The sequence below is a fragment of the Paraliobacillus sp. JSM ZJ581 genome (assembly GCF_044383835.1).
Taxonomy (GTDB): domain Bacteria; phylum Bacillota; class Bacilli; order Bacillales; family Amphibacillaceae; genus Paraliobacillus.
Map to the genome: position 1 here is coordinate 1 of NZ_JBISEP010000045.1, position 11,843 is coordinate 11,843.

The following is an 11,843-nucleotide window of genomic DNA, read 5'->3' on the forward strand; positions in this document are numbered from 1 at the left end:
CTTACCTATCAACGCGATGCGTGATACTCACGTACAACAAGAGATACACACGAGCTTTGCGAAAGTTACTAAGGGTATGGGTAATGGTAATTTAGGAGTTCAATTTACAAAAAAACAACTTGCCACTAAACCATCATATTCTCCTGCACCAGATAAATGGACAAATAAGGGTGGTATAGTGAAAATTAATGATGATGGTACCTGGGTATATACAAATAAGAAGGAGCAGACTGTAAGGTATCCTGATGGTTATCCAGACTTCACTGAATATGCACATCCAACTGTTAAGCCGGTAGAAATTGAAATTGCAAGTCCAACCAATCGTTCATTGGATAATAAAAACGCAAATAAAAAGGCGGGATTGAACAAAGATTCTGCCCCACCAGTTGCTTCTTTAAATGAAGCAACTGAAGGTTATACTTGGCATCATCATCAAGATGGAAAAACAATGATTCTTGTTGATAAAAAAGTTCATAGAGAATTTACTCATGCTGGTGGAGTAAGTATCATTAATGGAGATTAGGAGGATAAATATGACGAAAATTTATGGTTCACATGATAATCTTTCGTTAGAACAAATAAAAATATTTGAAAATGAAAATAATATTAAACTAACTGAACAATATATTAATTTTTTACTAAAATGGAATGGGGGGAAAGTGATACCTAATTTATTTATAATATCTGAAGATCAAGGACCAAGTGTTTTGAATGTTTTTTATGGTATTGGTGATATGTATGATAATTTGACAGATTTTATCGAGATAATGGATGAGAGGTTACCAGTAGGATTTATTCCAATAGGAGATGACCCTTCAGGAAATGTTATATGTTTAGGGACAAAGGAACCTTATTATGACAAAATTTATTTTTGGGATCATGAACAAGAACCGGAAGCCCCTGATGATATGAGTAACATGTTTTTTTTAGCAAACGGTATTTATGAATTCTTAGGTAATTTATATGAGGACACTGAAGAATAAAAATAAATATTAACAATGAAGAACATTATACAGCTAATTATAAAGCACTTGATTGTTTAATAAGCAACAAGTGCTTTTTGGTGAGGAATATTATGCTCTTAGACAAGCAAAAAATGCTTATGAGATTCATAGCTCATGAAGGTAGTACCGTCAAGGCATTCTGTTTTAGTACTTTGTTTGTGAAAATAATAAGATAAACAGGCGAGATGACACTTTACATGGAAGGGGTAGTTATGACAGGGAATGGCTAAAAAACTAATGAGAATGACAAAGCTCGTGGCGATAAAAGGTAGGTTACATAAGAAGGTAACTAGTTTAGCGTCAGGGCAGATAAAATCTGGTTGTATTTTTATTAGAGATGGTCGTATAATACTCGCTATTCGTTTAAAAAGCGTTACATAAATTTTAATTTTCGTAACGGGAGGGTGAGAAATTGAACGTTGTCGGGTATATACGAGTCTCGACTCAAGGGCAAGCAAGAGATGGATACAGTTTGAAATATCAAGAAAATGAAATTAAAGTATACAGTATAGAAAAAGACTCGAATTTGATTCGTATTTTTAGTGATGAAGGAATTAGTGGAATATTTGTTTGCTAGTGTTACGTCATTCGACATGTATAAAACAACGAAAAGCTTACAAGTCATAAAAAACACCGAATATGGTATATATGGATTAGTTTCCGCTAATGGCTTTTCTGAGTATTTAACTGGAAAAGATATCTTAGGCAACGATCTCACTACCAGTCAACGGCAAGCAAGCTTATCACTCGGTTTAGCAGGGATCCTTCCTACGGCGATAGAACTGACACCTGCATCTAAGGCTGTTACCAAAGATATCACTAAAAAAGCACATGAACGCGTCGTTCGAAACACGCAATCGGCAAGATCCTTCGTCGATCATTGGTTTAACGGACTTGTTTCACAAACGGATGTTGCGATGGCAGGAGGCACACGCTTACCCATCAACGCGATGCGTGATACTCACGTACAACAAGAGATACACACGAGCTTTGCGAAAGTTACTAAGGGTACGGGTAAGAATATACAGATTCCTTCAGTTAGAAATAACCAATTTAATAAGTGGTTTGATAGTTTATCAGTTGATAAATTTGAGGAAATGTGGAGTATCCCACATTTGAGAAGTAAGATTGAGGATAGGATAAGACGTCCAGGAGGATACCATGAATGGCACCTTGTAGCAAGAACACCTAAATTTAAGCAGTGGGGTGTAAGAATGGATGATATAAAAGACATGAGGAGCCTTACTAAAGATGTTGAATTTGTAAATCCTCCCGGACGTCATGGGAGACGTGGCTCTACAAAAGCACATAATGAGATTTTAAAAATTATTGATTCTGCACCTGATTATGAAAGCTTTGTTAGAGAGTTAAATGAATGGGCTAGTAAAAGAATGAAAAATGGAGTTCTGGATTTACCAGAAGGTCTAAGGAGGTAAAAACATTGAAAAATGATGTTTCTTTGTGGTTGGGAAACTTCAGCAATTTTAATGAGGTCGCAAAATACACTGAAATAATTTATGATGAGGATGGAGATAGTATTCCTTCTGTTTTTGAGAGAGAATTTAAATTAGGTTATTATGACAGAGACTTAATTGAAAAGGATTGGGTACCGGATACTGAAGATGATATAAAAGAGCTTCTAGTAGATTTTTCATATGATGATCAATTAATAAAGCAGTTTATCGATGTTAAGTTAAACTCTAAATATAATACCATTATTTTAATTTATAATTATAATTATGATAAAGATGGAAAGCCTGTATCTTCAGTAAATAAAAATGCATACAAAATAGATTTTATAGGTACAGCAGAGTATATAGACTAAATTGTTACAGTGTAGAGTAGGGCACTTGATTGTCAAAAAGGCAACAGGTGTTTTTGTTTTTTTTGTAGAAATTTTAACTTTGGACGATATTAGATAATGCTTTACTGAAATTCATAGCTCATGAAGGTAGTATCTTCAAGGCATTCTGTTTAATACTTTGTTTGTGAAAATAATAAGATAGACAGGCGAAATGACATTTTACATGGCAGGGGTAGTTATGACAGGGAATGCCTAAAAAACTAATGAGAATGACAAAGCTCGTAGCGATAAAAGGTAGGTTGCGTAAGAAGGTAACTAGTTTAGCGTCAGGGCAGATAAAATTGGGTTGTATTTTTATTAGAGATGGTCGTATAATACTCGCTATTCGTTAAAAAAGCGTTACATAAATTTCAATTTTCGTAACGGGAGGGTGAGAAGTTGAACGTTGTTGGGTATATACGGGTTTCGGACTCAAGGTCAAGCAAGAGATGAATACAGCTTGAAATATCAAGAAAATGAAATTAAAGTATACAGTATAGAAAAAGACTCGAATTTGATTCGTATTTTTAGTGATGAAGGAATTAGTGGAATATTTGTTTGCTAGTGTTACGTCATTCGACATGTATAAAACAACGAAAAGCTTACAAGTCATAAAAAACACCGAATATGGTATATATGGATTAATTTCCGCTAATGGCTTTTCTGAGTATTTAACTGGAAAAGATATCTTAGGCAACGATCTCACTACCAGTCAACGGCAAGCAAGCTTATCACTCGGTTTAGCAGGGATGCTTCCTACGGCGATAGAACTGACACCTGCATCTAAGGCTGTTACCAAAGATATCACTAAAAAAGCACATGAACGCGTCGTTCGAAACACGCAATCGGCAAGATCCTTCGTCGATCATTGGTTTAACGGACTTGTTTCACAAACGGATGTTGCGATGGCAGGAGGCCCACGCTTACCTATCCATGCGATGCGTGATACTCACGTACAACAAGAGATACACACGAGCTTTGCGAAAGTTACTAAGAGTACGGGTAAAGAGTATAAAAACTATAAAGCTGTGGAATATACTGGGACAACAAAGGTTAATGGAGAAGTAAGAGATATTAGCAGACGGGTTTTTCAAAGGATTGATATCGATTATAAGAGAATCGATCCTGATTCTGGTATGACAAATTTTCAATTAATGAAAAAAGGAAGAGCACCGATTTGGAAAGGTGGAACGGTTATAGAACTTCATCATTTAATCCAAAGAGAGCCAGGATCAATGGTAGAAATTCCTGCAAGTATGCATGATGAATATAATAAAATTTTGCATGGGTTGGTGGAGAATGATGGGAGTTTTAGAAATGACCCTGTATTAAAAAAGCAATATGACAACTTTAGAAGTAAATATTGGAGATGGAGAGCTAAACAAATAGATAAAAGTGATTTGTAAAAGGAGGAACCTTGATTGGATAAAGAGGAATTAATACACTTTATTAATGAACATAAGGAATCAGATGACTTTACAGGTGGAGTAGATGAAAGTCAAATTAATTCTATCCAAAATGAGCTAGGGGTGGATTTACCAGAAAGTTATAAGTGGTTTTTAACTACCTATGGTTCTGGAGGGTTATATGGAGTTAATATTTTAGGAGTGGCTAAGTCAAATAGAGCTACTGTTGTTGTTAATACAAAGAGATATAGAGATTTAGGAATGGACAAGGATTTAGTAGTTATTGAAGATGCTGGAGAATATGCTTATTGTCTATATATCAGTGAAATGGAGAATAATGAGTGCCCGGTAATAGCGTGGAATAGACCAGGAGGGCTTGATGACTACAATACAGCAAAGGATTTTTATGAGTTTTTATCACAAAGGTTGTTGGATGCAAAAGAAGCATGGGAAGAAAATTTTTAAGATAGATAAATAAAAAGAAATTATAAATGAGATGGCTGAAAATCAAAAACTCTTGATGGTTGTACCGTCAAGAGTTTGTATAATGATATTTTGTTTATAAAAGATTGCCATATAATTATGCGAGATGCCGTTTTAATCTAATGGAGTATTTTATATAGCTAACTATAAAGCACTTGATTGCCTATTAGGTAACAGGTGTTTTTCCTTTTTTTTATGCTTTGGATAAAAAAATTTGGATTGTATTTTTACTAGAGACGGTCGTATAATACTCGCTATTCGTTTAAAAAGCGTTACATAAATTTTAATTTTCGTAACGGGAGGGTGAAAAATTTGAGCGTTGTTGGGTATATACGAGTCTCAACTCAAGGGGAGGCAAGAGATGGATATAGCTTGAAATATTAAGAAGATGAAATTAAAGTATACAGTATAGAAAAAGACTCGAATTTGATTCGTATTTTTAGTGATGAAGGAATTAGTGGAATATTTGTTTGCTAGTGTTACGTCATTCGACATGTATAAAACAACGAAAAGCTTACAAGTCATAAAAAACACCGAATATGGTATATATGGATTAGTTTCCGCTAATGGCTTTTCTGAGTATTTAACTGGAAAAGATATGTTAGGCAATGCGCTCACTACCAGTCAACGGCAAGCAAGCTTATCACTCGGTTTAGCAGGGATCCTTCCTACGGCGATAGAACTGACACCTGCATCTAAGGGTGTTACCAAAGATATCACTAAAAAAGCACATGAACGCGTCGTTCGAAACACGCAATCGGCAAGATCCTTCGTCGATCATTGGTTTAACGGACTTGTTTCACAAACGGATGTTGCGATGGCAGGAGGCCCACGCTTACCTATCAACGCGATGCGCGATACTCACGTACAACAAGAGATACATACGAGCTTTGCGAAAGTTACTAAGGGTACGGTTAAACCAGTATCTAATATGAATGAGTTCTTTGGTGTGAAATTTGGAAAAACTATAAAAAATTCATTATCCAAAAGCAGTGTACAATATGATGGACAAACAATTTACAAAGTAACACAAAAAACTGATAGTAAATATCTAAAAAAGGGTTATGGAATTTATCTTGATGGGTTGCATAAAGACCATTTAGAGGTGATAGATAAGACTGGCAACGTAAAATACGTTTTAAATTTAGATGGTACTTTAAACTCTGATAAGACTAAGAAAGCACTTGGGCGTGTTGTTAAAGGGTGGAGGTAATTAAAAGTGGAATATAAGTTACGAGAAGTATTATCAATACTAGAAAAACTTAATTCTAAAACCGATATTGTAACGAAGGACGATATTGATGAACAGTACGATAATTTGGAGGATTTAAAAGTTCTATCTAGTGAATTAGACAAAGTACTAGGTGGTTTTAATACTGTAAATCTAAATGATGGTAACAAAGTAGAGGAAATGTTATTTGAATTTCATAGAATTATAACGACTTTCGAGTGGCATTTTTCAGAGATAAGTGATTTGAATACAAAAATATTAAAAGAGTATAAAGACAAATTCAATAATGATTAGTATGAAAAGCCTTAAAAGAGTTATTCCTCTTTTAAGGCTTTTTTTAAAGAGGAGAGGGTAGTACCGAATAAAACGATTGTAATTATGATAATAAACATAACCCTTGTATGACCAATAGTGTGTTTGGAATGTCAACACTAAACTGAACAATTATCTTAAGGGTAATTAAGAATGGAGTAACTTGTATTCAGCAGGGGTTAAATAATTTAATGATCCATGCGTTCTAATATTATTAAACCAATTTACGTAATCGAATAGTTCAAGATCAAGGGCTTGTTGACAAGGGAAAACAGTACCATTGATAAACTCTGTTTTAATGGTTTTAAACATTGCTTCAGCGACGGCGTTGTCGTAAGGACTTCCTTTTTCACTTAACGATCGTTCAATATCAAAAGCTTCAAGAGCATCATCAATAAGCTGATTTTTAAACTCACTGCCTCGATCAGTATGGAACAATTCGAGACGATTTAGATTGTACGGGACAGACGCAAACGCACGTTGAACTAAAGCAGCCGTCTTATGCGGACCAGCGCTATATCCGATAATTTCACGGTTAAATAAGTCTGTTAAAAAGCAAATGTAATGCCACTTTTGAGCGACTCGAACATAAGTTAAATCACTAACAACAACTTTTAACTCCTTGTCCTGATTAAATTCTCGGTTAAGTACGTTTTTAACTTCCGATTCGTTTAGCGTTGATTTTACAAGTTTGAATTGAGCTACCGTATATTTAGACACAAGACCTTGCTTTTTCATAATTCGCCCAATGCGATGACGTGAAACTTGCCAACCGCGTTTCTGTAACTCTACTTTTATCTTTCGTTGTCCATATATATTGCGGCTATCTTTGAATATTTCAACAATTACTTTCGTAAGTTCCTCTTCCTGGTTATCACGTTCTTTCGCTTCATAATAGTACGTACTTCTAGGGATTTGAAGGACTTCGCACATTGTACCTGCGATTACTCGGTACATGAAAACCGTTGCTGATACCGAGTATTTGTGAGCGTTATTTCGAATCACATCTACTTTCGTCCCATTATCAGCGCGGCTTGCTTTAAAATATCATTTTCCATCGCCAGTCTTTGGTTTTCTTTACGAAGTTTTAATAACTCTTCTTGTTCAGGTGTACGATTATCTTTTTCTTCAAATGATCCAGAAGCTGTATGTTGGCGAACCCATTTATCAAAGGCAGATGGCGTCAGCTCATATTCTTTGATAATTTCACCTCTAGGCTTACCAGAAGCATGAAGTTGAACGATTTGTTCTTTGAATTCCTTTGTGAATGTTCTTCTCTTTCTTTTCGTCATAATTGATTCACCTCCGACACATGTTGAATCAAGTTTATATGACCTTAATGATTCTGTCTAACTTAGTGTAACCTGTCCAGTTTTAACAAATTAAATAGTACGTACACTACCTTAAAAACATATACCCCATTTACTTAGTTTTATTTCTTGTAAATAACCTCTAAATCGTCAGTTACTATCATTCTCATCCCCAAATACTTTACCTTTGCTTTCTTCTTGCCTTTTAAATTTTTTCGCAACATTGACGTACATAGAACGATTACTAGTACAAGAGGACTACTCCACCTAACTCCTGAATGTCGATGTCTAACACTTTGCATACGGTTTCTAATGTTGATAGATACACTCTGTCCACATTGTCTAAACAAAGATGGCTAATCGTATTAGGACGCATCCCTGTCATTCTTGCCAATTCACGCTGTGAAAGGTCACGTTCCTTAAGGCTTGCCTTTAGTTTGATTGATATTGGCATGGTAATTCCCTTCCTCTTCTTCATGTTACTTTTACGATACCACAATAAATTTGTATCGGTAAAGGAGTTTGTTGTATCGCTAAAGACGTATGCAATAAATTTATGTTGAATATAGCGTCTAAGCGTTACGTTAATTAGAATTTTCGTAACGGGAGGGTGAAAAATTTGAACGTTGTTGGGTATATACAAGTCTCCACTCAAGGCAGGAAAGAGATGGATATAGCTTGAAATATTAAGAAGATGAAATTAAAGTATACTGTAAAGAACAAGACTAGAACTTGATCCGTATTTTTAGTGATGAAGGAATTAGTGGAATTTGTTTGCTAGTGTTACGTCATTCGATATGTATAAAACAACGAAAAGCTTACAAGTCATAAAAAACACCGAATATGGTATATATGGATTAGTTTCCGCTAATGGCTTTTCTGAGTATTTAACTGGAAAAGATATCTTAGGCAACGATCTCACTACCAGTCAACTGCAAGCAAGCTTATCACTCGGTTTAGCAGGGATCCTCCCTACGGCGATAGAACTGACACCTGCATTGAAGGGTGTTACCAAAGATATCACTAAAAAAGCACATGAACGCGTCGTTCGAAACAGGCAATCGGCAAGATCCTTCGTCGATCATTGGTTTAACGGACTTGTTTCACAAACGGATGTTGCGATGGCAGGAGGCCCACGCTTACCTATCAACGTGATGCGTGATACTCACGTACAACAAGAGATACACACGAGCTTTGCGAAAGTCACTAAGGGGGCGGGTAAAAGTCCTTCAGCTTTTGCAGATCGTGCTAAACTAGAAGGACATTTTGATAAGCATGGGAAGGAATTTGATGAATTATATAAAAATGCCGACGAGTATCTTGAAGGTGCAAAAGAGGTTATCAATAATGGCATAAAGGTGAAGTATGAATATAAAGATGAAATAAGGACAGGATATGTCAAGTTTATGGGAAATAACAAAAATGGTAAAGCAAAGTTTGAATTTGTAGGTACTAATAATAACGGAGATATTACGACCTACCACACTCAGAGTGGCAAAAAGATTTGGAAGACCATTAATGGTGAAAATATTCCAGTGATTAATCCAGCAGAGTAGGAAGGGAGGATTTATTTATGGTATATACGGCTCTTGTTAAAAGGCTAGACCCACAAATTGAGGAAGAAGTGATAATCGAGATCGAGGGTATTGAATTTACAGGGTTTGCTTTTATTTGTCCTTATAAAATTGAAGTAGGAAAAAGTTATCCTGTATTAATAGGATTTACTATCTTAAATGAGTTAATGATTCGTGAAATCCAGGGAGAGAAGAAGGAAATAGAGCGTATTGGTTTGGGTTATGAGTATTATATAAGAGGTTTGTTACATGAGGATAAAATTGATGCAGGATTAGTTTTTACTGACGAAGATGAGTATTTCTTAGATTATCATGAATTGATGGATAAATATATTGAAATAAAAGTTGACAGAATAAGTATAGAATTTTTAAGGACAACTACTGATTAAAAGGAGAAAAAGTTTAATTTCATAAAGTAATAATACTCACAATAGTCATATAGCTATCTGTAAAGCACTTGATTGCCATATTCGGGCATCAAGTGTTTTTTAGTGAGTTATAGACAATATAAAAAATGCTTATGAAATTCATAACTCATGAAGGTTGTACCATCAAGGCATTCTGTTTTAGTACTTTGTTAGTGAAAATAATAAAATAAACAGGCGAGATAACATTTTATATGGCAGGGGGTGTTATTATGACATGGCATAGATAACAAATTTATATTCCCATAAATAGTGGAGGTGAAGTAAGTTTGGATTTATTAACATCTTTAAAAGAAAGGATTTTGATTGCTGATGGAGCGATGGGGACTATCAAACGAGAGTAACAAAGCTCGTGGCGATAAACAATGGGTATCGTGAAAGAGCGTTCTTATATTGCTAGCTTGTAAATTTTTGGTTGTATTTTTATTAGAGATGGTCGTATAATACTCGCTATTCGTAATTTTCGTAACGGGAGGGTGAAAAATTTGAGCGTTGTTGGGTATATACGAGTCTCAACTCAAGGGGAGGCAAGAGATGGATATAGCTTGAAATATTAAGAAGATGAAATTAAAGTATACCGTATAGAACAAGATTAGAACTTAATACATATTTTTCAAAATGAAGGAATTAGCGGAATATGCGGTTGCTAGTGAAACGGTATTCGACATGTATAAAACAACGAAAAGCTTACAAGTCATAAAAAACACCGAATATGGTATATATGGATTAGTTTCCGCTAATGGCTTTTCTGAGTATTTAACTGGAAAAGATATCTTAGGCAATGCGCTCACTACCAGTCAACGGCAAGCAAGCTTATCACTCGGTTTAGCAGGGATCCTTCCTACGGCGATAGAACTGACACCTGCATCTAAGGCTGTTACCAAAGATATCACTAAAAAAGCACATGAACGCGTCGTTCGAAACACGCAATCGGCAAGATCCTTCGTCGATCATTGGTTTAACGGACTTGTTTCACAAACGGATGTTGCGATGGCAGGAGGCCCACGCTTACCTATCAACGCGATGCGTGAACAAGAGATACACACGAGCTTTGCGAAAGTTACTAAGGGTACGGGTAATGGTACTAGACAGGTATTTGATGATAACATTAAGGATGGTAGTCACTTGGTTAAAGGTGGTAAATTAAAACCAAATGTTAAATATCAAGCAGGTGAATATAATTATCAATATAAGACAGATGGTTTAGGGAGACTTACTGATTTTAATGCGGATGACTTAAAACTAACAAAACGTAATAATAGATTGTCTCATAAGTCCAACACACCTGGAAAAGAACCTGGAGACCACGCAGAACATCTAGCAGCTGATAGATTTGGAGGTTCTCCAGATTTGGATAATCTTGTGTCGCAATCAAGTAGTGTTAACTTGAGTAAATACAAAAAGCTAGAAAATCAATGGGCTAAAGCAATAGAAGAAGGAAAAGACGTTTCGGTTAATTACGAAGGAAATAGTTTAAGACCTAGCAGCTTTGATATAGAATATGAAATAGATGGTCGTATGAGGTTCGCAAGTTTAGAGAACTAGGGGGGGATTATGTGAAGTTATTTGAGGACTATTTTTCAGAATTACAAACAGACATGGTGGCTATTTGTTTAGAGTATGTTGATAATAAGGCTGATGAAATTTTTATTTATTGTTCGTATGAACCAAAAATGTATGTTTTTGATTTTTTTTATAAAATTAATGGAAAAGTTGTTCATAAACATCAACTAAACGAAGCTTCAAAAGAATTGGATAGTCAACAAAATCGAGTTTATGATGTTTCCAAAGAAAGACAGAAGGCTGCACTAAGAATAGGTAATCAAAATTTAAAGCTTATTCATAAAAAATGTGAAGTGTTCAATAAAGATATGCCAACAGAAATGAAATTACATTATAATGTAGAGAAAAATAGCTTAAAAGGAAAATATAGATATGATTTAGTTTATTCTATTGATGACGAACTATTACCAGATGATATCTTTGGTTTATGGTTCGAAAAAGTGAAGGGAAATAATTTGTAAAACTAGACCTTGATTGGCTTAAGTGCCTTTCAAGGTTTCTTTTTTGAGGGGCTACCTAGTACCGAATGAACCGCTAGTTATAAATAGAAAATAGATACTCTTTCTATGCCGGATAAGTTGTTTTAACAAATCCTTTAGTATGTACGACACCTTTAAAAGGGTACCCTATCTAGTGAATTTCCTTTGTTGTGAAATAACCTAAAATCATCAGATACTACCATACTTATCCTC

14 protein-coding genes and 3 pseudogenes are annotated in these 11,843 nt (G+C 35.1%); 15 read left to right on the forward strand and 2 right to left on the reverse strand.

The genetic code is table 11. The annotated features are described in order from the left end of the window. From ACH6CY_RS15145 to ACH6CY_RS15190, 10 genes and pseudogenes are all read left to right on the forward strand, one after another. Positions 1-523: HNH endonuclease (locus ACH6CY_RS15145; protein WP_374068152.1), on the forward strand; the 523-nt coding region annotated here is incomplete at its 5' end. A 10-nt stretch (positions 524-533) separates the two neighbouring features. Next, entirely contained in the window at positions 534-983 is a 450-nt protein-coding gene (locus ACH6CY_RS15150; protein ID WP_374068153.1) for an SMI1/KNR4 family protein, read from the forward strand. A gap of 433 nt (positions 984-1,416) precedes the next feature. After that, positions 1,417-1,566: pseudogene (locus ACH6CY_RS15155) on the forward strand (recombinase family protein); the annotation flags it as partial. Beyond that, complete coding sequence (locus ACH6CY_RS15160) at positions 1,550-2,440, forward strand: hypothetical protein (protein WP_374068154.1); 891 nt, start codon at positions 1,550-1,552, stop codon at positions 2,438-2,440. The pseudogene ACH6CY_RS15155 and the gene ACH6CY_RS15160, both read left to right, overlap by 17 nt. A 5-nt stretch (positions 2,441-2,445) precedes the next feature. Then, entirely contained in the window at positions 2,446-2,829 is a 384-nt protein-coding gene (locus tag ACH6CY_RS15165; RefSeq protein WP_374068155.1) for an immunity 22 family protein, read from the forward strand. Positions 2,830-3,380: 551 nt separating this feature from the next. Beyond that, positions 3,381-4,253: an HNH/ENDO VII family nuclease gene (locus ACH6CY_RS15170; protein ID WP_374068156.1), complete on the forward strand. Its 873-nt coding sequence runs from the start codon at positions 3,381-3,383 to the stop codon at positions 4,251-4,253. Positions 4,254-4,268: 15 nt separating this feature from the next. Continuing rightward, on the forward strand, positions 4,269-4,718 hold the full coding sequence (locus ACH6CY_RS15175) for an SMI1/KNR4 family protein (protein WP_374068157.1): 450 nt from the start codon (positions 4,269-4,271) through the stop codon (positions 4,716-4,718). Positions 4,719-5,048: 330 nt separating this feature from the next. Further along, positions 5,049-5,198 (forward strand): annotated as a pseudogene (locus ACH6CY_RS15180) (recombinase family protein); the annotation flags it as partial. Beyond that, positions 5,182-5,949, forward strand: coding sequence for a hypothetical protein (locus ACH6CY_RS15185; protein ID WP_374068158.1), 768 nt, complete (start codon positions 5,182-5,184; stop codon positions 5,947-5,949). The pseudogene ACH6CY_RS15180 and the gene ACH6CY_RS15185, both read left to right, overlap by 17 nt. Positions 5,950-5,955: 6 nt before the next feature. After that, positions 5,956-6,261 carry a hypothetical protein gene (locus ACH6CY_RS15190; RefSeq protein ID WP_374068159.1) on the forward strand — a complete coding sequence of 102 codons (306 nt, stop codon included), beginning with the start codon at positions 5,956-5,958 and terminating at the stop codon, positions 6,259-6,261. Between the two features lie 165 nt (positions 6,262-6,426). On the opposite strand, the gene ACH6CY_RS15195 is transcribed toward ACH6CY_RS15190, so the two are convergent. Next, positions 6,427-7,571, reverse strand: a protein-coding gene (locus ACH6CY_RS15195; protein ID WP_483874868.1) for an IS3 family transposase whose coding sequence is annotated in 2 segments (ribosomal slippage) — positions 6,427-7,289 and positions 7,289-7,571 — 1,146 coding nt in all. Because the reading frame shifts where the segments join, the coding sequence is not laid out codon by codon here. A gap of 262 nt (positions 7,572-7,833) precedes the next feature. Next, positions 7,834-8,043 carry a helix-turn-helix domain-containing protein gene (locus tag ACH6CY_RS15200; protein WP_374068161.1) on the reverse strand — a complete coding sequence of 70 codons (210 nt, stop codon included), beginning with the start codon at positions 8,041-8,043 and terminating at the stop codon, positions 7,834-7,836. A gap of 343 nt (positions 8,044-8,386) precedes the next feature. On the opposite strand from ACH6CY_RS15200, the gene ACH6CY_RS15205 reads away from it, so the two are divergent. From ACH6CY_RS15205 to ACH6CY_RS15225, 5 genes and pseudogenes are all read left to right on the forward strand, one after another. Then, positions 8,387-9,145: a hypothetical protein gene (locus tag ACH6CY_RS15205; RefSeq protein ID WP_374068162.1), complete on the forward strand. Its 759-nt coding sequence runs from the start codon at positions 8,387-8,389 to the stop codon at positions 9,143-9,145. Positions 9,146-9,162: 17 nt separating this feature from the next. Then, on the forward strand, positions 9,163-9,552 hold the full coding sequence (locus tag ACH6CY_RS15210; protein ID WP_374068163.1) for a hypothetical protein: 390 nt from the start codon (positions 9,163-9,165) through the stop codon (positions 9,550-9,552). Between the two features lie 521 nt (positions 9,553-10,073). After that, positions 10,074-10,181 (forward strand): annotated as a pseudogene (locus ACH6CY_RS15215) (recombinase family protein); the annotation flags it as partial. 25 nt (positions 10,182-10,206) lie between these two features. Then, positions 10,207-11,133 (forward strand): DNA/RNA non-specific endonuclease, encoded by a 927-nt coding sequence (locus ACH6CY_RS15220; protein WP_374068164.1) that lies wholly within the window; start codon positions 10,207-10,209, stop codon positions 11,131-11,133. Positions 11,134-11,144: 11 nt separating this feature from the next. Then, positions 11,145-11,612 carry a DUF600 domain-containing protein gene (locus ACH6CY_RS15225; protein WP_374068165.1) on the forward strand — a complete coding sequence of 156 codons (468 nt, stop codon included), beginning with the start codon at positions 11,145-11,147 and terminating at the stop codon, positions 11,610-11,612. The last annotated feature ends 231 nt before the right edge of the window (positions 11,613-11,843 follow it).